Here is a 21,510-nt window from a genome sequence, read left to right on the forward strand (position 1 = left end):
TAGCCTCTTATGGGGTTCTTGTTCATCGGGCCGTGGTTTTGCCGCCGGCGCACCGATCCGATTCCACCTCGCGATGGACACCCTTGCCTTTGGCTAGCAGACTCGTGCTGCCTCGCCTGCACCTGCCTTTCACCACCAAGTTAACGCCCATGCCGGGCGCACACAGAAACCCCGCCGGTAGCGGGGTTATTCCCTTCTCTCCTCCAGAATGAGCCCGGGCATGTCATTTCGGGGTGAGTTAACCAGCTTTGAAACGGGATAGATATGCAGCTTCCCCCTGTAGGGACGGAGGATTTCCTGCAGGGTGCGGGGATCCCCCGCCTGGAGCCATTCAATGTACTCCCGCTCTTCGGTAAGAATGACGGGCATCCTGCCGTGGATCTCCTTCATGGCTTCACTGGCCTCAGTGGTAATGATGGTAAAAGAAAATACACTTCCCGCCGGGGAATCCCACCTGTCCCAGAGGCCGGCCAGGGCAAACACTTCTTTCCCGGGGAGCACTATCCTGTACGGGGTGCTCCTTTTTCCTTCCCTTTTCCATTCGTAAAAGCCGTCGGCGGGGACCAGGCACCTCCTCCGGCAGCGGAAGGAATCCCGGAAAGAAGGTTTCGCCATCACCGTTTCCGCCCGCGCGTTGATGAGCCTGCTCCCCAGAGAGGCGTCTTTCGCCCAGCGGGGAATAAGGCCCCACCGCATAACCTTGAGAAGTCTCCTGGAGTTTTCTTCAACCACAACGGGAACTTCCTGTCCCGGGGCGATGTTGTAACGTGGAGAATACAGGATATCAAAGGGGACATTGAACGCTTCACTGATTTTCTCCGGAGCAGCAGTCAGGGTAAAACGCCCGCAGATGATGGACAACCCCCTTTTTCACCATTTAACTGCCCAATATCCGGGCGAAGAAATCGGCCACCTTCTCTCCCACCAGTTCTTCATATCCCCACCAGAAGTGATCGGCCCCGGGGACCAGCTCAACCACCTTCGGTTCGGCCATGCCGGCAGTTTCTTTCAAAATGGAGGAAGGAGTAATTATATTATCCTCCTCCCCGCTGACAATCAGCTTCGGCCTGGTGCAGTGTTCAAGCACGCCGGCGGGGATAACCGGGGAGACAGCCGCAACAGCCCGGACCAGCTCACCGGTACACCCCACGGCCAGGGCCACCATTCCCCCAAAGGAATAACCCATGATGCCGATGCGGGATGAGTCGATCTCCTCCCGCCCGGCAAGGGTCGAAAGGGCTGCCCGCGCGTCTTCCTGCTCACCCACCCCGCCGGCAAAGCTGCCCTGGCTGCGGCCCACACCGCGAAAGTTAAACCGCAGGCTGGCTATCCCCCGGCCGGTTAAAGCCCGGCTGACGGCGAGAATGACGTTATTATCCATATTGCCGCCGTAGAGAGGATGGGGGTGGCAGAGCACTACCCCGGGAAAGGGGCCGGTACCACCCGGCAGGTCCAGGCAGGCTTCCAGGACCGGGCCGGAACCGGGCAGCTCAACTGCTATTTCTCTCATCTGATCATTCCCCCTTAAATCCCTGAACTTAAATCCTTAAATGATAGCCGTACTCGCTGGAAAGGGCGGCCAGCTTGCCGGAAAGCGTTTTCAAATAGCCGCGGGGATCGGCAAGATACCGCTCCAGGGAAGCCAGCACCCGGGGAAGCCTGCCCCGGCAGGCAGCTTTTAAACGGGAGATGGAAGCAGGGTATGGATTTAACGAATCAAGATAGACCGCCTTAACGCCGGCTTCTTTCAGGCCGGAAATGAGGCCTTCCAGCACCCCGGGAGCATCACTTACTCCCGGGATAAAGGGCGCGATAAAAGCCCAGACATAAAGGCCCTCCCCGGCAAGCCTTCTTGCAGCCCGGAGGCGCACCGCGGGCGGTGAGGCCCCGGGTTCCAGCACAGCGGCCACCCTGTCCTCCAGGGTAGTTATTGTAAAGCCGATGGAACAATATTTCAGCTTCTTGAGCACATCCAGGTCCCGCACCACCAGGCCCGATTTGGTGAGCAGATCAATCTCCACGTCCGGCTGCTCCTCCGCCAGAACCTCCAGAGAAGCCCGGGTGAGGCGGAATTTTTCTTCCGCCGGCTGGTAGGCGTCGGTAACGGTACCGAGGAGAACCCTGCCCGTAAGGCTTCTTTTCCGCTTTAACTCCCGCCTTAAAACCTCCGGGAAATTGACCTTGGCGGCCACGAATTCTCCCCACCTGCCGAAACGGCTGGCAAAACGAAGCACTGTATCGGCATAACAATAGAGGCACCCGTGGGAGCAGCCGGTATACGGGTTCAGGCAGTAACGGTAACCGGGAATACCGGTTTTATTAAGAGCCGTTTTGCAACTGGTCGGGTTGATTATAACTTTTGACATTTTAATACTCCGTTCTAAAAAACCCGGCAGAAATATAGCGCTCCCCCGGGCCGGAATCCGGGATTGAACCCGGAGGAAGTTCATATGCCGGACCCTTCCACCATATATATTAACTAAATTCCAGCAAAGGGGAGGTTATTTTTTATGTGTATGTCTCCTGCTGTTTACAAATGCGCCTATCCGGCTCCCTACCCCGAACTAAGGGTAGTGAAACAAAACCCTTACTACGCCAGGCTGCTGCTGGAGGATTACGCCGGGGCAGTCAGTGAAACCAGCGCAATAATGCAATACACCTACCATCACTTGTTGCTGGAAAAACAATATAAAGAAGCTGCCGACCTGCTGGAGTGTATATCCCTTGTGGAGATGCATCACCTGGAAATGCTGGGATCAGTCATTCTCATGCTTGGAGTAGAACCCCGTTACCGCGTATTAACCGTTACCAACGAGGAAAAATACTGGGACGCATCATATATATATTACGGCAGCGATCTATGCGATCGCATATCTGCAGACATCGCCGGCGAGTGGGCAGCTATTACCAACTACCGCAAACACCAGCAAATAATAGATGATCCCTATATAAAAGAACTGCTGGAAAGAATTATTATGGACGAATTACATCATATTAACCTTTTCCACCAGCTAATGCAAAAATATTGCTGGCACCAACTGCCCCAGAGGGTAGCTTCCCTGTCGAACCAAACCTGAAATGAAGATCGAAAGTCATTTCACACACTTTTATCCTCTACTCAGCAGCTTGATGCACAGGGCCAGGAGTCCCGAAGTGATCAGGGGGCCCACCGGCACCCCGCCCAGGAAGGAAGCCGCGACAACAGTGCCCAGGATCAGCGCCGGCATCACATCCGCATGGCCCTGCACCGTCAGGAACTGCAGCCCCTGGCCCCCCAGGTAGGAGTACTTCCCTGCCCGCCCGCAGCGTTTTGGGAAAGCAAGCTGGAATTACCCGGACCATCCTCCCCGAATGATCACCGTGGTCAAAAAATTTCTCCTTTAAAGACCTGCCCAATATTTACCGGGCAAGGTAAAACCCCCCTCCGCACCACTTCACCAATTTTCCACGGATAAAACCCGGCCTTTTCGCTAATATAAGTTCAGGAGCGGGCAGGGGCGGGATGGCAATATTGTCATACCCGTTCCTTAATCCCGGCGGGGTGTTTTTCAGGAAGGAATTGCCGCTTTACCCATGATATGACTGTCCGGACGGGAGAGTTCATGATCAGCATTCTCAGCGCCGAACAGCAGGAAGTATCCAACTTCTGCGGCTCACGCTCGGGCAGGGATGTGGACAAAATCGCCCAATTACATCTCAAAACGGAGCCGGCAAAGGTAATCAGGGTACCCCGCATAAGCGGCTGTGTGGCCAACCTGGAATGCCGGCTCGTGTCCCGGCATACTGCCGGCGACCACACCCTTTTCATCGGTGAAGTGGTGGCCGCGGACACGGCCGGGGCGGAAAAACAGCCCCTGGTCATGTACCGGGGTAAAACGGTAAAATTCTGCTAGGCGGCTTCACGGGGACATTACCGTCCCCGGGCCCCGGGGCCAACCGGCGGCAGCAAAAGGAGGAGGGACCCCGTTGCGACAGGGGTCCCTCCTTTTTTCCTCCTAGCAGGCACCGGCCAGCTCCCGGCCCAGCCGGAAGGCTTCCTCGAGCAGAGCGGGGTTGTTTTTCACCGCGCCGGGGGCATTCATCCCGTTACCGCCGGTCACGCCTACCACCTGCATTCCCAGCATCCTGCCCACATGCCGGGCCAGCCCCTCGATCATCTCCCGGTCATTGCCGCCACCCTGGGAGTAAACCATGGCAAATTTCTTCCCCGGGGGAAGCGTGCTGCTCAGGTCGGGACCCAGGAAAGCAAAAAGGCGGTCCAGGAACAGCTTGGTCTGGGCCGTAACGTAGCTCATGTAAACCGGCGAGCCGAGAACAATCCCCCCCGCTTCATGCAGGGCCCGGTACAGGGAAGCCATATCATCATCCTGCCGGCAGCAGCCGTGTTCCTTGCAGTGGTTGCACGCCTGGCAGCCGCGGATGTTCATCTCGTTCAGGTAAAACATTTGCGTCTCCGCGCCGGCTGCCGCTGCCCCGGCCAGCACCCTTTCCACCAGCGTCTCGGTATTACCACCCCGCCTGGGGCTTCCCACAATACCCACTACCTTCATGCTTCCCTCTCCTCCTTATCAGGATTTTATCGCCAACACCGCCGGACCCGGGACCGGGCGGGCGGCAGGCGTCTTTTAAAAAGCAGCAGCGCGGGGAGCCGCGGTCAGGCCGGCATTCCATATGCCGGTTCATCTCCCGCCTGCCGGCACTCCCTGCTACGAACCTCCCGCCGGGATATACCGGCCGCGTGCTTGAGCAGCCGGCATAAAGCCAGGTTGATTTTCTCGTGATGAGCAATTAACTTCCGTTCCTCCACCGCCGGCCAGGGGCCGCGCGGGGTCAGCTCCCCGCAGACATCCATCCCAACCACCCGGCGGTGCTCCAGGCACCAGCGCAGGAAGGCAAAGACTTCATTCACGGTCATCTCGCCTGCTCCCCAGTCGGTGGCCGGTGCGCTGAAAACATCCTTATCTATGCTCACGTAGACGCCGGCCGGCCCCAAAAGCGCCTCCCAGCAGTTCTTGCGCCGGGCAAGCATGGACCGCCACATCCCGGGCGTTATGACCAGCACCCCGGCCGGCAGCGGCGGGAGCTTCCCGGCCACGCCGATAACCACCACCCGCTGAACCGCGGGAAGCTTCACCAGTTCCCGGATCCAGGAACCGCAGCTCACATACCCCTGCGCAGAGGGAAAACAGTCCAGGTGCCGGTCGAAAACCAGTACCTGCAACGGACCCCCGGCAGCCCGCCGGATGATTAAAGGCAGCGCCAGGTGATGATAATTACCGCTGCCCAAAAAAACAAGCTCCGCCGGAAAATTTTTTAAGCGCCCGGCCAGAAGGTCCAGCGTTTCCCGCGAACTCATGTACCGGAGGCCGCGCATATCCACCCGCAGCCGGCAGTCGGCCTCGCGGGCCAGAAGGGGCTGCCACGCAAACGTTTCATCCGTCTCCAGGATTCCCACGCGCATAATTCACCCACCTCCTACCATTAAAACTGGTATGACGTCAGGTGAACCAGCCTGTGTTCAAATCCTGCTGCCCGGCCCGGGCCTGGGCTCACTCACCGGCAGCCTGTCCTTCAGTACGGGGCTTGGGCGCCCGCAAGTACCTCACTCCGGTCCAGATGAGGACGGCAGAAAATATAACCCGCAGGGCCGCCTCGGGCAGGAAATGGGCCAGCGAGCCGCCCAGGTAAGTACCCGCCAGGATGCCGGCAATCAAACCGGGCAGGATATTCCCCGTAACATTGCCCAGCCGCCAGTGGGAATAAGCGCCGGCTATACCCACGGGAACCATGGCCAGCAGGGAGCAACCCTGGGCCATGTACTGGGTGTAACCGGCCAGCAGGACCATGGAAGGAACCATTATGGTCCCCCCGCCGACCCCCATCATCCCGGAAAGAAAACCGGTAAAAATCCCTGTGGCCAGGAGGATAACTGTCTCCACCCAGCCTGTAACCGGCCGGGCCACGTGGGGCAGGTAGGGTTTCAACAGCAGCAGCAGGGAGACCACGATTAAAAACCCGCCGAAGGCTCTTTTAAGCTTCCATTCCGGAAGGGCACTGGCAAAGTGAGCCCCCGCCCTGGCGGTGAACACGGCGGTAGAAGCCAGCAGGATGGAGGCCACCAGATCCACCGAACCGTTCAGGGCATAGGTTATAGCCCCCGAAATCCCGGTAAAGACCAGCGCCACCAGGCTTGTACCGTGGGCCGTGTGCTGGCTCAACTTCAGGATGCTCACCATCAGGGGGATCATAATTACCCCGCCGCCCAGGCCGACAAGCCCTCCAAAAAATCCCGCCGCCAGGCCGATCAGAACGCCAATCACTCTGCTACTCCCTTCCACCGGTTATTTCTACAGTTCACGTTTTCACTCTCCTTAATCATCCTATCAGTCCGCCGGTACCCGTTCAAGGCCACCACGGCAGCTTCTATTTTCTTCCACATAGCCCGGACCGGGAGGGCATATAAATAATTATACCTCCTGCAGGTAATTTCGGCCAGTCCCCCGGCACCTCAACTTGCCAAAAGCAGGGCCGCTGGTCTAAAATAGGGAAGGTAGCCAAGCTTATGCTTAAGGAGGTAAGAAAATGTACTGGTCCCAGAAAGGTCCTGTAAATACCGATGAAACCATAGCCCTGGCCGTAAAGAGGGCGCGGGAACTGGCCATCGACCACGTTGTTGTGGCCTCCTGCAGCGGGGAAACAGCCAGAAAGCTCATCGGCAAGGTGCCCAATGTGGTCTGCGTAACCCACCACGTGGGCTTTGCCGCTCCGGGAGAAGACGAAATGCCCCCCGCCGTGCGGGAAGAACTGGCGTCTAAAGGAGTGCGTCTGCTCACCACCACCCACCTCATGGGGGGGCTGGACCGGGGGGTGCGGAACAAGTTCGGCGGCGTCTACCCCGCGGAGATCATCGCCCAGACCCTGCGCATGCTGGGGCAGGGCTTGAAGGTATGCGTGGAGATTGCCGTCATGGCCCTGGACGCCGGGCTAATCCCGGCCGGCAAAGAGGTGGTGGCCATCGCCGGCACGGGAACCGGTGCCGATACCGCCGTGGTCATTCTCCCCGCCCACGCCAACCACTTCTTCGACACCAGGGTAAAGGAGATCATCTGCAAGCCCCGGGAATTTTAAGATTCCCGCCCGGGGTAATGCCTTACAGTAAATAAGATAACACAATAGACCTTTTGAGAAGAATTGTGTTACAACATTTTGCTTTTTAGATTAAAAAATTTTTTTGCTGCAGCAGGAAAAAGTCCAGACTTACAGAATAAATAAATGTAAGTGGATCATTTTTTTGTACGGGGAGGATTTTCATGGGCAAAAAAATTACCGTTACGGTCATCAAAGCGGATGTCGGAGGATGCGTCGGACACTCAAGCGTCCACTCCGCCCTGATCGAAAAGGCCCAGGGCATGTTGAAGGGCAGTTCCCTGCTGATTGACTCGTATGTAGCTCACGTAGGTGACGATATCAACCTGATTATGACCCACGAACTGGGCCGGAACAACGGTGAAATTCACCAGCTGGCCTGGGATACCTTTGTAGCCTGTACGGAAATAGCCAAAAAGTTGAAGCTTTACGGAGCGGGACAGGACTTGCTGGCCGATGCCTTTTCCGGCAACATTAAGGGCCTGGGCCCGGGAGTTGCGGAGATGGAGTTTGAAGAGCGCAAGAGCGAACCCATAGTGATCTTCATGGCCGACAAGACCGAACCGGGAGCCTGGAACCTGCCCCTGTACAAAATTTTCGCCGACCCCTTTAACACCGCCGGGCTGGTCATCGACCCCAGCATGCACGACGGGTTCATCTTCGAGGTCCGGGACCTGATCGAAAACACGCGGGTCAACTTCTCAGCCCCGGAAGATATATACGACATGCTGGTCTTTATCGGCGCCCCCGGCCGCTACTGCATCAAGCGCGTCTTCCACAAGAAAACGGGAGAAATCGCGGCTGTATCCAGCACCCAGCGGCTTAACCTGATGGCCGGCCGCTACGTGGGTAAGGACGACCCGGTGTGCATCGTGCGCTGCCAGAGCGGCATGCCGGCCGTGGGCGAGGTGCTGGAACCCTTCACCAAACCCCACCTGGTCAGCGGCTGGATGCGCGGCTCCCACAGCGGCCCGCTGATGCCGGTCAGCATGCAGCAGGCCACCCCATCCCGTTTTGACGGCCCGCCCCGGGTGGTCGCCCTGGGCTTCCAGCTTGCCGACGGCAAGCTCATCGGGCCGCAGGACTTCTTTGCCGACCCGGCCTTCGATCAGGCGCGGCAGATGGCCAACGAAATCGCCAGCTACATGCGCAGCCTGGGACCCTTCGAACCACACCGGCTGCACCTGGACGAAATGGAATACACCACCATGCCCCAGGTGCTGAAAAAGCTGAAAGACCGCTTCGAAAAACTGCGCTAGACAACCGGTCGACCTGCCAGTTGAATTTCCGCCCGCCAAACAGCAGCGGGCCGTACCGCGGTAAAAATTATACGGGCCCTGGAAAAGCCCGCCGGCTTTCCAGGGCCTGTTTATTTACTTCAATATCTTTTCCTCATCCAGCGCGGTCAGGCCCGCCTCGCTAAAGCTGGCCATCTCGTTGATCACCCGGCAGGCCGCTTCCACCAGGTGCATGGCCAGGGCTGCCCCGGTCCCCTCTCCCAGCCGCATGTTCAGGTGCAGCATGGGTACCAGCCCCAGGTGCTCCAGGATGAGACGGTGACCCCGCTCCCCCGAAAGGTGGGAAGGAATTAAAAACTCCCTGGCCCGGGGCTGCAGGGCCACCGCCACCATGGCGGCGGCAGTGGTGATAAAGCCGTCGATGACCACCGGCACCCGCCGGGCGGCCGCCCCCAGGATAACCCCGGCCAGGCCGCCGATTTCCAGCCCGCCCACTTTGGCCAGAACATCCAGGGGGTCGGTGGGATCGGGGCGGTTCACCTCCAGCGCCCTGGACACCACTTCTATTTTCCGCTGCAGCACTTCATCGTTGACCAGGGTCCCCCGCCCGGTGACCTCCCCGGGGTCAAAGCCTCCCAGCGCCGCGGCAATGGCGCTGCTGGGGGTGGTGTTGCCAATGCCCATATCGCCGAGGCCAATCAGGGTGGCCCCCCGGTCGATTTCCTCCTGGACCACCTCGATGCCCACCTCCACCGCCCGCACCGCTTCCTCGCGGGTCATGGCCGGGCCGCGGGCGATGTTTCCCGTACCCGGGCGTACCTTCCTGTTCAAAACCCCGGGGTAATCCACGGGCACGGCCACCCCCACATCCACCACCACCAGACGGGCACCGGCCAGCCGCCCCAGCACGCCGATCCCGGCCACCCCGTTGAGAAAAGCCGGGAGCTGCTGGTGGGTGATCTCCTGGGGCGCCACGCTGACCCCTTCGGCCACCACCCCGTGATCGCCGGCCATGACGATGATCACCCGGTCGCCAACCACGGGGCGGGGGTTACCGGTAATGCCCGCCAGCTGAATGGCCAGCTCCTCCAGCCGGCCCAGGCTGCCCGGCGGCTTGATCAGGCTGTCCAGCCGCTCCCGGGCCTCAGCCATGGGCTGCTCGTACAGCATCCCCACCTCGCCTATGGTTTTTTCCAGCAGCAATTTCACCAACCTCCCTGCAAATTAATGGATCTGGCTAAAAATAAAAGTCCACAGCCCCATCAAGGCCGTGGACTTTACCATCATCCAGCGGTGGCAAAACCGGCAGGCAGGTCTCCTGGCTCAGGATCCTCGCGGCCACCCGCCTTCCCGGCGACACCCATCAGCGGGTGCCCTGCCAGTGGCATCATCCCGGTGGCCGCTCCCCATTCACAGTGGCGGGACCGCTCAGGATTCGCACCTGATTCCCTATTCTCCCCCGCAAAAGCGGGGGCACCTGCCGGTGTTGATATATGCCATTTATTATAAAATAGTTTTTCGACGCACCCCTTTACTTTTCCTGCCGTCCGGAAAAATATTTCAACTTTTTACCGGCCGGTCAAAGTAAATATTCTTGCCCGTGGCCGAAATGGGAATACCCACCACAATGGGGCCCTGAAGCAGGCCCATCTGGCGGGCCACCGTCCCCACCCGGTACATGATCCGGTTGTCGGCATTGAAGAGGCTGGCCGTTTTCACCGCCGAGCCCAGGGCAATACCCACATCCAGCAGGCGCCACGCGCACAGGGGCCCGGGAAACTCCGGCCCCTCATGGCTCTGCAGGTCCTCGCAGCGGCTGAAACCGCAGGCTCCGCAGTTCAGGCCCAGGGGCTTGTTCTCCGTCAGGGAGATGAGGACCACCGCGTCGGAGCGGCGCACATTATCGGCATCCCGGTCGAAGTTCACCTTCCCCCGCTCCTTCCCGAACCGTTCCATTTCATCGGCCAGCCGGGATAATTCTTCCCCCGATAAAATCCTGACGCCCACGTAATCCTGGCCCAGCCCCTTGGGAGCGGTACGGGCTGCCAGGGCCATCAGTTGAGCCACCATGAGCAAAGCCTCGCGCAAAACCATCACCCTTCCCCGAAAACTATTATTTTCCCGGAATGATATCCAGCTCCCCCTCTTTATTGAGAAGGACCTTGATGGAGCCCGTTTCCTGCGCCAGGACCTGGCGGCGCTGCCCCACCTGCACCACGGACCCCGGGAAAGCCCGCTTCACCCTGATCACCCCGGATGCTCCCACCCGGACCACCGGGGGCGCCCCCAGGGCGCTGCCCAGCTCCTCCACCTCGGCGCTGCCGTCACAGAAAATCTCCCCGCCCTTGAAGGAACCCCTGATCACCACGTCCCGCCCGGCACTGATGGTGGTGTTGACGCACCCCTGCCGGGTCACAAAAACGCTCCCCGAACTCTGGATGGTGGAATTCATGGCCGAGGGGAGCACCACATCGGCCGGGTTTTCCGCGGCCTCCTGCAGCAGGGCGACGGCGGCTTCCACGTCCCTGACCACCTGATCGAAATTCTTCACCGTCAGGGGGTTCAGACCAACCAGGCAGTTCAGGGAGCGGCCGCACCTGGCCACTTCCTCCGGCACCATCGCCCTGACGGCGGCAATTTCCCGCAGGGTGTTTTTCACCAGGGGACGCAAATGCTTAAACCTGGTATCCATCAGGGCCATGAGAACCCGCCCGAAATCCAGCCGCGCCGGGCTTTTCCCCTGCCGCTGCTTCACCTGTTCCAGGGCCGCCCGCAGGAGGTCCAGGCCGGACCGTATATCCCGGAACATGAAGGAGAGTTTCAGGGCCCCCGGAAAGCCGGTGCCGGCCCGCAGCCTGCTGCCGATTACCCCCCGGTGAACGTGCATCTTCCGGCCGCTGACCACGGCCGCCCGGGTCACCAGGCCGGTGATCTCCACAGCACCCGTTGCCTCCACTTCCATGGCCTCACAAACATTGCCCAGTATTTTCAGATCCCCTTTGAATCTAATATTACCGCTTTTAATGTTCACATCCCCCTGATGAACCAGGAGGGGATCAACATAAAAAATATAAGTGTTCCCGGCTTTTCTGTACCAGGGCCGCCCGCTACCCGCGGCCACCACCCGGGTGCCCCCTTCCTTCAGCTCCACCCCTTTCCCCGCCTGCAGCTCCAGCAGTACCGGCGGCGGGGGTGGGAGAACCTCGCCGGTCACGGACCTGCCCGGCTGCCCCGGCTGCGGGGGATGCTTTACCGCCAGCAGGGTCCCGGACTCCACGGAAACAATGGTGCTGGTCTCCCGGAAGTCAACGCGTTCTTCCCCTTCCCCGGCCCTCCCGGGGGGAATCTCCTCCTCGAAAAAAATCTCCAGCCGCTCGTCCACACCGGGCTGCGGCGGCTCCCCTTCCGCCACCAGCAACGGCTCCGGCCGGGGACCGGCGGCAAAGGAGGCCACCACCTCCTCTTTAATGCCCCAAACCACCCCCGCCGCCTGCAGTGCTTCGCGGACCGCCTCCTGCTCCAGGACGGTAACGCCTTCCGGGGCGGAAATATAAGCCCTCAGCCCGTCCTCGCTTATGGTTACCTTTAAATTTTCGCCGGCCACCATTTCCTCCCCCAGTACAGCTTGCTTAAAATCACCCTTATAACTTTATTCGGAAGATCCCGGCCAAAAATAAGAAAGCGGCCCTTTTTCCCTGCAGCAACATTTACGTAAATCCTTCCACATCTGCACAGGGATCTCCTGCCAGGGGTGCCGCTTAATGCCGGAAAGCGGCGGCGAGCCGCGGCCACCTGCGGGCCCCGGAAGCGGCAAATTTTTGTCTGCCGGGGGAGGAATTTTTTCATTCCACGCGAAATAACCATGATAAAGGCCCATTTGCTTCTTCAAGGGGAGGGGAAGACAATGTATTACCCGGGGGAAATCAGGACGCCCGGACTGGAATTAATTCTTATTTTACTGCGCGTGGTTTATTTTGCCGGGATGCTCTTTTTAATTGCCGGGCTGGGCGTTGCCCTGCAGGCGCCCGCCGTAATTACCGGGGTGGTGGCGGGTATTGCCGCCTGGATGCTCCTTTCCAGCGGCCTCTTTGAGGTGACCACCTACCGCTGCCCCAACTGCGGACATCTCAAGCGAACCGTTAAAAATTTCGGCTCCTACCGCTGCTCCAGCTGCGGGCAGGAAAGCTACATCCAGGGCATGTAAAAAACATGGTCCCCCAGCGGGGACCACATTTATTTTCCGCTTCCCGGGCGGCTGCCCGGGGCTGCGCCGTCAGGCCAGCCCCGCCACATCCGGGGGGACGGTCAGGGCCTCCCCATCATCCCCGGCCTTCCCGGCAGCGGGGAAGCTTTCCTTTTCCTTATCTTCCGGCATGGAGCTTATATTCATGAGGTCGTACCACAGGCAGTAGCCCAGCACCCCTTCCAGGGCCCAAAAGATCCCCAGCGCCCTCAACAGCGGCGGCCTGGCCAGCGCGGCCAGCGCCGTACCTCCCAGGATGCGGGCCAGCCGGTCCACCGGCCCCACGTTCTGCTTCCTCCACATTCCATTTCACCCCGCTTTTTAGCTTGCACGCCCGGAAAACAAACTATGCGAAAGCGCATTAAAAACCCCCCCCGGTCAAACACTAAGGTCAGCCAGATTTAACGCAGCACAACTGCCAAGGAGGGGATACGTGTGGAAACGGCCCCGATTCCCGCCGGCCGGTGCCAGCCCGTCCCGCAGCCGGGGGAGAAAAAGGTCAAAATATGGATTAACGATCAGCCCGCGGAAGTACCTGAAGGCATGAATTTGCTGGAGATCTGCCGCTCCCGGGGCATTGAAATACCCAGCCTCTGCTACCTGCCCGGAATTCACGAGGCGGGAATCTGCCGGGTCTGCCTGGTGGAGGTGGAAGCCAACGGCCGGAGATCTCTCCAGGCGTCCTGCGTTTACCCGGCCAGTGAAGGCATCAAGGTGTACACCCACAGCCCCCGGGCCAGGCGGGCCCGGAAAAGGGTGGTCGAGCTGCTGCTCTCGGAACACGGGGGGGAGTGCCCCACCTGCGTGCGCAATCTCAACTGCGAGCTGCAGCGCCTAGCCGATGAGATGGGCATACGCAGGGTAAGGGTCACCGGGGAGAGGCGCCGGTACCCCGTAGCCAATAAAAATCCCTTCATCATCAGGGACTACAACAAATGCGTGCGCTGCCGCCGCTGCGAGGCGGTCTGCCGGGAGGTGCAGGGCGTCGGCGTCCTGGGGCCGCGCAACCGGGGCTTCGACCTGGTCATCGGCCCGCCCTTCGGCAAGGACCTGGGCGAGGTGGACTGCATCAGCTGCGGGCAGTGCGTGATGGTCTGCCCGACCGGCGCCCTCACCGAAAGGGAATACATCGATGAGGTCTGGCGGGCCATTGAGGACCCGGACAAATTTGTGGTGGTGCAGGTGGCCCCGGCCATCCAGGTCACCCTGGGGGAGGCCTTCGGCCTGGGCACGGGAACAATTGTCAGGGGAAAGCTGGCCGCCGCCCTGCGGCGCCTGGGTTTTGACCGGGTTTTCACCACCGAACTGGCCGCGGACCTGACCATTGTGGAAGAAGCCCACGAGTTGCTGGAGCGGCTGAAGGGACACGGCAAGCTGCCCCTTATTTCCTCCTGCAGCCCGGGGTGGGTGAAATTCTGCGAGCATTTCTACCCCGAATTCGTGGATAACCTGAGCACCTGCAAGTCCCCCATGGAAATGTTCGGCGCTCTGGCCAAAACCTACTACGCGGAAAAAGAAGGCCTGGATCCCAAAAAGATGGTGGTTGTGGGGGTCATGCCCTGCACGGCCAAGAAATTTGAAGCCGCCAGGCCCGAACTGGTCACCCGGGGCCTGCGGGATGTGGACTACGTTTTAACCACCCGGGAACTGGCCCGGATGATCCGCCAGGCGGGGATCCGGTTTGATGAGCTGCCCGACGAGGAATTCGACCAGCCCCTGGGGCTGTCCACCGGAGCCGGCGCCATTTTTGCCGCCACCGGGGGGGTCATGGAAGCGGCCATACGCACCGCCTACGCCCTGGTGGAGGGCAGGGATCTCCCCACCCGGCTGGAATTCAAGGAATTTCGCGGCCTGCGCGGCATCAAGGAAGCGCGGCTAAAACTAAAGAACCAGACCCTGCGCCTGGCCGTGGCCCACGGCACCAGAAACGCACGGCGCCTGCTGGAACGGCTGAAAAGAGGAGAAAAATTCCATTTCATTGAGATCATGGCCTGCCCGGGAGGATGTGTGGGAGGGGGCGGCCAGCCCATCCTGGGGCGGCTGAACCGGCGGGAAGCGGATATGGTGAAGCGCCGCATGCAGCGGGCCCAGGCCCTCTACAAAATCGACATCAATAAAAAATTCCGCCGCGCCCATGAAAACCCGGCGGTGCAGCAGATCTACCGGGAGTTCCTGGGCCATCCCCTGAGCGAGAAAGCCAGGGAAATCCTGCACACCCACTATACCCCCCGGAAAAGGGCCATGCGCCAGCTCCTACACTAAAAAACACAAAAAAACATTTTTCGTTGCCAGAGAAGGAATAAACCGGTAAACTATTAATATATCACCGGGCACCGGTGAAAAATTTTCTGCCGGAGGTTAACCCATGCGTCGCAAGTTGCTTCCCCTTCTCCCCGGCGCCGTTATCGGCAACGGCCGCATGCTGGCCACCCTTAAAAGCAGCGGGGAACTTTACCGCCTGTTCTGGCCCCATATCGACCAGGCCCAGCATCTCGGCCAGTTCTTCACGGGTATACGGCAGGTGGCCCCCACCCCGGAAGGGGTGTGGTGGCTGCACGATGCCCCCTGGTACGGCGAGCAGCGCTACCTGAACGAAACCCCCGTGGTTCTCACCACCAGGCGCAGGGACCACCCGGGCCTCCTGGTGGAGCAGGCGGACTTTATCCTGCCGGAAGAAGACGTGCTCGCCCGGCAGTACCGGGTGACCAACCTGTCGGACCGGGCACGCTTCTTTAACCTGGTGGTCTACTGCACCTTTCTCATTGACGAGTCAGCTTTATACGACACCATGTACCTGGAATTCTCCCACCGGGCACTGATCCAGTTCCGCCGCAACATCTTCCTGGCCCTGAAGCTCCCCGGCTACCCCCTGGTGGGCTACCACACCGGCCGGCGGGACACCCCCGGCGACCCCCTGGCGGCGGCCGGCCGGGGCGAGTTCTACGGCGAGTCCTATACCCTGCGGGCCGGAGCCGGGGCCCTGGCCTGGGAGCTGGGCGAAATCCAGCCCGGGGAAACCCGGGAGGCAACCCTTTACCTGGCCGCGGCCTCCACGGAAGCCGCCGTCCTCGAGCAGCTGGCCAGGGCGGCCGCCAGGCCGGGGCAGAAATGGCGGGAAGAAACGGAGGATTACTGGAAACGCTGGCTGGAACAGCGGCCCGCGGCCGGGAACGGGGGAGCGGAAGAAGCCGCCTTCCGGCGCTCCCTGATGGTTTTAAAGCTCCTCACCAGCAGGGAAACGGGAGCCAGCATCGCCGCCCCCGAATTCGACCCCTTCTACACCGGCTGCGGCGGGTACGGCTACTGCTGGCCCCGGGACGGTATGTACACGGCCCTGGCCCTGGACGAGGCCGGCTACCACCGGGAAGCCAGGGATTTTTATCTTTTTGCCGCCCGGGTGCAGAACGACGACGGGAGCTGGCAGCAGCGCTACTTTACCAACGGCTTCTGGGCCCCCACGTGGGGAAAGCAAATAGATCAGGTGGGCGCGGTTTTATGGGGCTACCACCACCACTTCAAGCTGACCGGGGACGGGGAGTTCCTGCGGGAAATCTGGCCTTCCGCTTCCCTGGGGGCCGGCTACCTGGTGGAGCACCTTTCCCCCAACGGCCTGCCCGAACCGGGGCTGGACCTGTGGGAAGACAACTTCCTCCAGAGCACCTATGCCGCGGCGGCAATTTACGGGGGGCTGAAGGGCGCGGCAGCCCTGGCCGGAATCATGGGGGCCACCGGAAAGGCGGAGGAGTGGGACAGGGCGGCACAAAACATACGGGAGTCCATCCTCAACCGCCTCTGGAACCCCGAACGGCAGTGCTTCCTGCGGGGCATAAACCGCCGGGTCGGCTGCTCCGACTACCACTGCGCCCTGGACCGGGGCGAGCAGGCCTGGAGGGACAGGGATCCCGAAGGGCTGTATGAAATTTTCTGGCTGGAAAAGGATACCCGCATCGACTCCGCCGTCCTGGGCCTGGCCTTCCCCTTCGGCGTACTGGAACCGGGCCACCCCTTGATGGACGGCGCCATAAAAACCATATCCCGGGTGCTGGGTAACAGCCGGGTGGGAGGGATCCACCGCTACGAGCGGGACTGCTACCAGGGTGGGAACCCCTGGATACTGACCACCCTCTGGCTGGGCATCGTCCACGCCCTGCGGGGAGAGGCGGAGCAGGCCCGGGCCCTCTACCGCTGGGCCCTGGACAACGCCGCCCCCACCGGCCTGCTGCCCGAGCAGGTGGACAGGGAAAGGGGCGGCCCGGCCTGGGTACTGCCCCTGGGCTGGTCCCACGCCATGTTCATCCTCCTGCACCTGGCCCTGGAGGGAAAATTATCGGGCCAGGAAAGGGGCTGAAAAGCCGCCGGAGACAGGCGTTCCGGAACACGAAAAATCGATGGGGTGATCTGTATTGCGGGGAGATATAGAGCCCTTGAGAAACATACCCATTTTTGCCGGGCTTTCCGATGAGCAACTGGCGGAGATAGCCCGCCTTGTCATGAACAGAAAATACCGCCGGGGGCACATCATTTTCATGGAGGGAGAGCCGGGGGAAGCGTTCTACATACTGAAATCCGGGCGGGTGAAGATTTACAAGCAGGATGAGGAAGGCCGGGAGCACATCCTGCACTACATCAACCCGGGCGAGGTTTTCGCCGAGGTGGTCCTCTTTGACGGCGGGGAATACCCGGCTTGCGCCGCCGTGGTGGAAGACGCCCACGTGGGGCTGATCCGCAACCGGGATATGGACGCCCTCATCCTGAAGAACCCTTCCATCGCCCTGGCCCTGCTCAAGGTCATGGCCCGACGCCTGCGGGTTTCCCAGCGGCAGATCATGGAGCTGGCTTTAAAAGATACCACCCGCCGCCTGGCCAGCGCGCTCCTGGAACTGGCCGCGGAACACGGCGAGCCGGAGGGCGGCGGCATCCGCATCACCGTGCCGCTCACCAACCAGGAGCTGGCCAACCTGGTGGGCACCTCCAGGGAAACGGCCAACCGCATCCTCGGTGAGCTGCGCCGGGACAGGGCCGTGGCCGTCAGCCGCCAGGGCATTGTGATCTACAGGGAGCGCCTGAAAACCTGGCTGTAAAGCCATCCAGAAAAAGAAAACCACGGCCTTGTGGCTGTGGTTCTTTTTCTCCAATTACCTATCCCGTTAATGTTGCTTGAGCCTTTCCAGCTCCTCCAGCAACCTGTCATTCAACACCCGGATGTAGGTGCCCTTCATACCCAGGGACTTGGACTCAATAACCCCGGCACTTTCAAACTTGCGCAGGGCGTTTACAATTACCGATCTGGTAATGCCCACCCGGTCGGCTATCTTGCTGGCCACCAGCAGACCTTCGTCCCCGTCCAGCTCTTCAAAAATATGCTGCACGGCGTCCAGCTCGGAATAGGACAGGGTGCCCAGGGCAATCTGCACGGCAGCCCGCTTGCGGGCCTCCTCTTCCATGCGGTCGGCCCGGGCCCTCAGGATCTCCATGCCCACTACGGTAGCCCCGTATTCGGCCAGGATTAAGTCCTCGTCGGTAAAGTTCACCCCAAACCTCGCCAGGATAAGGGTTCCCAGCCGGGAACCGGCGCCCACGATGGGAACCACCGTGGTCACCTTGTTATTGAACTTGCAACGCTGATTGTGACTGAAGACGCATGCATTTACAGTCTGACAGAAGTTGGCCTGCGTTTCATTAATGCGCAGGAGGTTTTCATTGTACTCCTCGGGGAAACCCTCGGGAGACTCCACCATTTCCCGCATGATATCGCAGGTAAAGTCCTTCATAAAAGCATAACCGAGGGCCTTCCCCCGCCGGTCAATAATATAGACATTACAGCCTATATTTTCACTCAAGGTGACGGCCATCTCTTTATAATCTACCGGGTAACCGGCGGACTTCTGCAGCAGCTTGTTCAAAGCTCGGGTTTTTTCCAGAAGGTTGCGCATGCCTGCACTCCTTTCTTATAAGATGTAGCGACTCAGGTCTTCGTTCTTTACTATGTCGCCTAGCTTCTGCTGGACGTAATCCCGGTCGATGGTAATTGTTTGTCCCTGCAATTCCGGTGCATCAAAGGACAGCTCTTCCAGTAGCTTTTCCATAATAGTATGCAACCGCCGGGCACCTATGTTCTCCGTCTGCTCATTTACAGTATAAGCTATTTTCGCGATTTCGACAAGAGAATCTTGTGAAAATTTTATGTTGACGCCCTCAGTGGCCAGTAACGCCGTATATTGCTTGATTAAGGCGTTTTCCGGCTCTGTAAGGATCTGGAGAAAATCCTCTTCCGTCAGGCTGGACAGCTCCACCCGAATGGGGAAGCGCCCCTGCAGCTCGGGGATGAGATCCGAGGGTTTGGACATGTGGAAGGCCCCGGCAGCAATGAAAAGGATGTGGTCGGTCTTCACCGGGCCGTACTTGGTCATCACCGTGGACCCTTCTACAATGGGCAGGATGTCCCGCTGCACCCCGCCCCGGGAAACATCGGGGCCGGCTCCCCCTTCCCGGCTGGCAATCTTATCGATCTCGTCCAGGAAGATGATGCCGTGCTCCTCCGCCCTTTTGATGGCGTCGGCAGTCACTTCGTCCATATCGATCAGCTTCTGGGCTTCCTGCTGGGTGAGTATCTTCCGGGCTTCGGCCACAGTTACCTTGCGCCTGCGCTTCTTTTTGGGGAAGATTCCCCCCAGGATATCCTGGATGTTGATGCCCAGCTCCTCCACCCCGGAGCCGGTAAACACCTCCAGGGTGGGGATGGTATTATCCTCCACCTCAATTTCCAGGTACTCGTTCTCCAGCTCGCCCCGGGCCAGCTTCTGGCGCAGGGTCTCCCGCTCAAACTGCACCCGCTTGATCCGGCTCTCCTGCATGGGATCCGCTTCCCCGCCCTGCCTGGCGCCGCCAAAGGCGGTGCCCCAGAGAGCCTCCAGGGGATTGCGGGGCGTTTCCTGGCGGGGCATGGGGGCAAGCAGTTCAATGATCCGCTCCTCAGCCATCCTGGTGGCCCTGTCCATCACCTTTTCCATCTTTTCCTGGCGCACCATGCGGATGGACGTTTCCACCAGGTCGCGCACCATGCTTTCCACATCGCGGCCCACATAGCCCACTTCCGTGAACTTGGTGGCCTCCACCTTGATAAAGGGAGCCTTCACCAGCCTGGCCAGACGGCGGGCAATCTCCGTCTTCCCCACCCCGGTGGGGCCGATCATCAGGATGTTCTTGGGCACCACTTCGTCCCGCAGCTCTTTGGGCAGGCGGCTGCGGCGGTAGCGGTTGCGCAGGGCGATGGCCACCGCCCTCTTGGCCTCCTTTTGCCCGACCACATATTTGTCCAGCTCGGCTACAATCTGGCGCGGAGTAAGGTCTTCCATCCCGTTTCTCTCCTTAAAAAAGAATAGGATTACAGCTCCTCCACAGTAATCCTGTCGTTGGTGTAAACGCAGATCCCCGCGGCAATCATCAGGGCCTCCCGGGCGATTTCCCCGGCCGGGAGGTCCGTGTGCCTGACCAGGGCCCTGGCCGCGGCCAGGGCGTAAGGGCCTCCCGACCCGATGGCGGCAATGCCGTCATCGGGCTCGATGACCTCCCCGCCTCCGGAAAGCACCAGCAGGTGCTGCCGGTCGGCAACCACCAGCAGGGCTTCCAGGCGGCGTAAGAACTTATCCATACGCCATTCTTTGGCCAGTTCCACGGCGGCACGCTGGAGCTGCCCGGAATGGGCTTCCAGCTTGCCTTCAAATTTCTCGAACAGGGTGAAAGCATCGGCCACGGAACCGGCAAAACCGGCAATGACCCGGTCTTTATATAACCGGCGGATCTTCTTCGCCTGGTGCTTCATGATGGTGTGCTGGCCGAAGGTCACCTGGCCGTCCCCGGCCATGGCCACCCGGCCGTCCCTGCGTACCGCGATAATGGTCGTACCATGAAACATAAGCTACCTTCCTTCCCCGGGCATCAACATAATATTGTATACTTCCCGCCTGCAAAATGCAACCGTCAGGCCCTGGGATGGGCGCGGCGGTAAACTTCCTTTAAACGCTCCCTGGTAACATGGGTGTAGATCTGGGTGGTGGACAGGCTCACGTGCCCCAGCAGTTCCTGCACGGCCCGCAGGTCGGCCCCGTTATCCAGGAGGTGGGTGGCAAAGGAATGGCGCAGCATGTGGGGGCTCACCCGCCGGTCCAGGGATACCTGGCGCACATATTTATCGATAATCTTCCTCACTCCCCGCGCCGAGAGCCTCCGGCCGCGGTAATTGAGGAAAAGGGCCTCCCCGGAACCCGCGGACACCAGGGCCGGGCGGCCCTTTTCAAGGTAATTTTCCAGGGCCTGTACGGCACAGGCGCCGATGGGCAGCAGCCGCTCCCGGGCCCCCTTGCCGGCCACCCTGATGAACGCACGCCCCAGATCCAGGTCGCCCAGGTTCAGGGCCACCAGCTCCCCCACCCGCATGCCGCTGGCATAAAGGGTCTCCAGCAGCGCCCGGTCCCGCAGGCCCAGGGGGGTGTCCACCGGCGGCGCCTCCACCAGGACCCGGCACTCGTCGGCAAAGAGAAAGCGGGGCAGCCTGCGCTCGATTTTCGGGGAGGACAGGCTGGCCGCCGGGCTGGCCGGCAGCACTTCCTCACGGGTTAGATAACGGAAGAAAGAGCGCCAGGTGGCCAGCTTGCGGGCAACGGTGGCCCGGGCAAACCCGCAGGACTGCAGGTGGGCCGCAAAGGCCCGCAGGTGCTGGCGGCTGATATCGCCGGGCAGGAGCCGGTGATCGGGCTTCCCCAGGAGGCGGGAGAAGAAATCCAGCCCCTGGAAGAGGTCCCGCTGGTAGTTGTCCAGGGTATGGGGAGAAACATTCTTCTCCAGCTGCAGGTAATAAAGGAAACCATCTATGTAGGGGTACAA

At 60.4% G+C, this 21,510-nt stretch carries 22 protein-coding genes, 1 pseudogene and 1 riboswitch; of the genes and pseudogenes, 8 read left to right on the forward strand and 15 right to left on the reverse strand.

Annotated elements, in window-relative coordinates:
* Window positions 1–186: 186 nt before the first annotated feature.
* From BR83_RS0112265 to BR83_RS15910, 3 genes are read right to left on the reverse strand one after another with little or no spacing between them, the layout of a single operon-like run.
* Window positions 187–861 carry an SOS response-associated peptidase gene (locus BR83_RS0112265; RefSeq protein WP_322786316.1) on the reverse strand — a complete coding sequence of 225 codons (675 nt, stop codon included), beginning with the start codon at window positions 859–861 and terminating at the stop codon, window positions 187–189.
* Between the two features lie 16 nt (window positions 862–877).
* Window positions 878–1,510: an alpha/beta hydrolase gene (locus tag BR83_RS16480; protein WP_051618212.1), complete on the reverse strand. Its 633-nt coding sequence runs from the start codon at window positions 1,508–1,510 to the stop codon at window positions 878–880.
* Between the two features lie 28 nt (window positions 1,511–1,538).
* Window positions 1,539–2,366, reverse strand: coding sequence for an SPL family radical SAM protein (locus BR83_RS15910; RefSeq protein WP_084327250.1), 828 nt, complete (start codon window positions 2,364–2,366; stop codon window positions 1,539–1,541).
* A 144-nt stretch (window positions 2,367–2,510) separates the two neighbouring features.
* On the opposite strand from BR83_RS15910, the gene BR83_RS15915 reads away from it, so the two are divergent.
* The gene (locus BR83_RS15915) at window positions 2,511–3,077 is read left to right on the forward strand and encodes a ferritin-like domain-containing protein (RefSeq protein ID WP_051618214.1); all 567 of its coding nucleotides are present in this window, start codon (window positions 2,511–2,513) and stop codon (window positions 3,075–3,077) included.
* A gap of 30 nt (window positions 3,078–3,107) precedes the next feature.
* Here BR83_RS15915 and BR83_RS16790 read toward each other — a convergent pair.
* Window positions 3,108–3,284: pseudogene (locus tag BR83_RS16790) on the reverse strand (DUF441 family protein); the annotation flags it as partial.
* Window positions 3,285–3,530: 246 nt separating this feature from the next.
* Between BR83_RS16790 and BR83_RS15925 the strand changes: the two are divergent.
* Window positions 3,531–3,893 (forward strand): flavin reductase family protein, encoded by a 363-nt coding sequence (locus tag BR83_RS15925; RefSeq protein WP_278244222.1) that lies wholly within the window; start codon window positions 3,531–3,533, stop codon window positions 3,891–3,893.
* 102 nt (window positions 3,894–3,995) lie between these two features.
* Here the strand turns inward: BR83_RS15925 and BR83_RS0112295 are convergent, their stop codons facing one another.
* The 3 genes from BR83_RS0112295 to BR83_RS0112305 all read right to left on the reverse strand — a co-directional run bounded on the left by BR83_RS0112295 (window position 3,996) and on the right by BR83_RS0112305 (window position 6,320).
* Window positions 3,996–4,550 carry a flavodoxin family protein gene (locus tag BR83_RS0112295; protein WP_027357322.1) on the reverse strand — a complete coding sequence of 185 codons (555 nt, stop codon included), beginning with the start codon at window positions 4,548–4,550 and terminating at the stop codon, window positions 3,996–3,998.
* A 104-nt stretch (window positions 4,551–4,654) separates the two neighbouring features.
* Entirely contained in the window at window positions 4,655–5,461 is an 807-nt protein-coding gene (locus BR83_RS0112300) for an arginase family protein (RefSeq protein ID WP_027357323.1), read from the reverse strand.
* Window positions 5,462–5,549: 88 nt separating this feature from the next.
* The gene (locus tag BR83_RS0112305; RefSeq protein ID WP_114679225.1) at window positions 5,550–6,320 is read right to left on the reverse strand and encodes a sulfite exporter TauE/SafE family protein; all 771 of its coding nucleotides are present in this window, start codon (window positions 6,318–6,320) and stop codon (window positions 5,550–5,552) included.
* 262 nt (window positions 6,321–6,582) lie between these two features.
* On the opposite strand from BR83_RS0112305, the gene BR83_RS0112315 reads away from it, so the two are divergent.
* Complete coding sequence (locus BR83_RS0112315; protein WP_027357325.1) at window positions 6,583–7,128, forward strand: pyruvate kinase alpha/beta domain-containing protein; 546 nt, start codon at window positions 6,583–6,585, stop codon at window positions 7,126–7,128.
* Between the two features lie 182 nt (window positions 7,129–7,310).
* A complete protein-coding gene (gene fbp, locus BR83_RS0112325) occupies window positions 7,311–8,405 on the forward strand; it encodes a fructose-1,6-bisphosphate aldolase/phosphatase (RefSeq protein ID WP_027357326.1) in 1,095 nt (364 codons plus the stop codon).
* A 114-nt stretch (window positions 8,406–8,519) separates the two neighbouring features.
* Here the strand turns inward: fbp and cobT are convergent, their stop codons facing one another.
* The 3 genes from cobT to BR83_RS0112345 all read right to left on the reverse strand — a co-directional run bounded on the left by cobT (window position 8,520) and on the right by BR83_RS0112345 (window position 11,988).
* Window positions 8,520–9,587, reverse strand: a complete 1,068-nt coding sequence (cobT, locus tag BR83_RS0112330; RefSeq protein ID WP_027357327.1) for a nicotinate-nucleotide--dimethylbenzimidazole phosphoribosyltransferase — start codon at window positions 9,585–9,587, stop codon at window positions 8,520–8,522.
* A gap of 88 nt (window positions 9,588–9,675) precedes the next feature.
* Window positions 9,676–9,880: riboswitch (cobalamin riboswitch) on the reverse strand.
* A 64-nt stretch (window positions 9,881–9,944) separates the two neighbouring features.
* Window positions 9,945–10,478, reverse strand: a complete 534-nt coding sequence (locus BR83_RS0112340) for a ferredoxin domain-containing protein (RefSeq protein ID WP_034635387.1) — start codon at window positions 10,476–10,478, stop codon at window positions 9,945–9,947.
* A 19-nt stretch (window positions 10,479–10,497) separates the two neighbouring features.
* Window positions 10,498–11,988 (reverse strand): DUF342 domain-containing protein, encoded by a 1,491-nt coding sequence (locus BR83_RS0112345; RefSeq protein ID WP_162164757.1) that lies wholly within the window; start codon window positions 11,986–11,988, stop codon window positions 10,498–10,500.
* A 300-nt stretch (window positions 11,989–12,288) separates the two neighbouring features.
* Between BR83_RS0112345 and BR83_RS0112355 the strand changes: the two genes are divergently transcribed.
* On the forward strand, window positions 12,289–12,588 hold the full coding sequence (locus BR83_RS0112355) for a TFIIB-type zinc ribbon-containing protein (protein WP_027357331.1): 300 nt from the start codon (window positions 12,289–12,291) through the stop codon (window positions 12,586–12,588).
* A gap of 69 nt (window positions 12,589–12,657) precedes the next feature.
* Here BR83_RS0112355 and BR83_RS0112360 read toward each other — a convergent pair whose 3' ends face one another.
* Window positions 12,658–12,930, reverse strand: coding sequence for a YgaP family membrane protein (locus BR83_RS0112360; protein WP_084327246.1), 273 nt, complete (start codon window positions 12,928–12,930; stop codon window positions 12,658–12,660).
* Between the two features lie 132 nt (window positions 12,931–13,062).
* Between BR83_RS0112360 and BR83_RS0112365 the strand changes: the two genes are divergently transcribed.
* From BR83_RS0112365 to BR83_RS0112375, 3 genes are all read left to right on the forward strand, one after another.
* Window positions 13,063–14,889: an NADH-dependent [FeFe] hydrogenase, group A6 gene (locus tag BR83_RS0112365; RefSeq protein WP_084327248.1), complete on the forward strand. Its 1,827-nt coding sequence runs from the start codon at window positions 13,063–13,065 to the stop codon at window positions 14,887–14,889.
* Window positions 14,890–14,992: 103 nt separating this feature from the next.
* Complete coding sequence (locus BR83_RS0112370; RefSeq protein ID WP_027357334.1) at window positions 14,993–16,975, forward strand: glycoside hydrolase family 15 protein; 1,983 nt, start codon at window positions 14,993–14,995, stop codon at window positions 16,973–16,975.
* 76 nt (window positions 16,976–17,051) lie between these two features.
* Window positions 17,052–17,708: a Crp/Fnr family transcriptional regulator gene (locus BR83_RS0112375; RefSeq protein WP_242839673.1), complete on the forward strand. Its 657-nt coding sequence runs from the start codon at window positions 17,052–17,054 to the stop codon at window positions 17,706–17,708.
* A gap of 66 nt (window positions 17,709–17,774) precedes the next feature.
* On the opposite strand, the gene codY is transcribed toward BR83_RS0112375, so the two are convergent.
* From codY to xerC, 4 genes are all read right to left on the reverse strand, one after another.
* Entirely contained in the window at window positions 17,775–18,560 is a 786-nt protein-coding gene (codY, locus tag BR83_RS0112380) for a GTP-sensing pleiotropic transcriptional regulator CodY (protein ID WP_027357336.1), read from the reverse strand.
* A 15-nt stretch (window positions 18,561–18,575) separates the two neighbouring features.
* Window positions 18,576–19,982 (reverse strand): ATP-dependent protease ATPase subunit HslU, encoded by a 1,407-nt coding sequence (gene hslU, locus BR83_RS0112385; protein WP_027357337.1) that lies wholly within the window; start codon window positions 19,980–19,982, stop codon window positions 18,576–18,578.
* Window positions 19,983–20,011: 29 nt separating this feature from the next.
* The gene (gene hslV / locus BR83_RS0112390; RefSeq protein WP_027357338.1) at window positions 20,012–20,542 is read right to left on the reverse strand and encodes an ATP-dependent protease subunit HslV; all 531 of its coding nucleotides are present in this window, start codon (window positions 20,540–20,542) and stop codon (window positions 20,012–20,014) included.
* A 65-nt stretch (window positions 20,543–20,607) separates the two neighbouring features.
* Window positions 20,608–21,510: a tyrosine recombinase XerC gene (xerC, locus tag BR83_RS0112395; RefSeq protein WP_027357339.1), complete on the reverse strand. Its 903-nt coding sequence runs from the start codon at window positions 21,508–21,510 to the stop codon at window positions 20,608–20,610.

The sequence above is a fragment of the Desulfofundulus thermocisternus DSM 10259 genome (assembly GCF_000686645.1).
GTDB lineage: Bacteria > Bacillota > Desulfotomaculia > Desulfotomaculales > Desulfovirgulaceae > Desulfofundulus > Desulfofundulus australicus.

Bases quoted from the DNA above. Each gene is read 5' to 3' on its own strand.
- BR83_RS15910 (WP_084327250.1), bottom strand. From the start codon at position 2,366: ATGTCAAAAGTTATAATCAACCCGACCAGTTGCAAAACGGCTCTTAAT.
- BR83_RS0112315 (WP_027357325.1), top strand. From the start codon at position 6,583: ATGTACTGGTCCCAGAAAGGTCCTGTAAATACCGATGAAACCATAGCC.
- BR83_RS0112295 (WP_027357322.1), bottom strand. From the start codon at position 4,550: ATGAAGGTAGTGGGTATTGTGGGAAGCCCCAGGCGGGGTGGTAATACC.
- BR83_RS16480 (WP_051618212.1), bottom strand. From the start codon at position 1,510: ATGAGAGAAATAGCAGTTGAGCTGCCCGGTTCCGGCCCGGTCCTGGAA.
- BR83_RS0112360 (WP_084327246.1), bottom strand. From the start codon at position 12,930: ATGTGGAGGAAGCAGAACGTGGGGCCGGTGGACCGGCTGGCCCGCATC.
- codY (WP_027357336.1), bottom strand. From the start codon at position 18,560: ATGCGCAACCTTCTGGAAAAAACCCGAGCTTTGAACAAGCTGCTGCAG.
- hslU (WP_027357337.1), bottom strand. From the start codon at position 19,982: ATGGAAGACCTTACTCCGCGCCAGATTGTAGCCGAGCTGGACAAATAT.
- BR83_RS0112355 (WP_027357331.1), top strand. From the start codon at position 12,289: ATGTATTACCCGGGGGAAATCAGGACGCCCGGACTGGAATTAATTCTT.
- BR83_RS15915 (WP_051618214.1), top strand. From the start codon at position 2,511: ATGTGTATGTCTCCTGCTGTTTACAAATGCGCCTATCCGGCTCCCTAC.
- BR83_RS0112340 (WP_034635387.1), bottom strand. From the start codon at position 10,478: ATGGTTTTGCGCGAGGCTTTGCTCATGGTGGCTCAACTGATGGCCCTG.
- BR83_RS0112370 (WP_027357334.1), top strand. From the start codon at position 14,993: ATGCGTCGCAAGTTGCTTCCCCTTCTCCCCGGCGCCGTTATCGGCAAC.
- hslV (WP_027357338.1), bottom strand. From the start codon at position 20,542: ATGTTTCATGGTACGACCATTATCGCGGTACGCAGGGACGGCCGGGTG.
- fbp (WP_027357326.1), top strand. From the start codon at position 7,311: ATGGGCAAAAAAATTACCGTTACGGTCATCAAAGCGGATGTCGGAGGA.
- BR83_RS0112300 (WP_027357323.1), bottom strand. From the start codon at position 5,461: ATGCGCGTGGGAATCCTGGAGACGGATGAAACGTTTGCGTGGCAGCCC.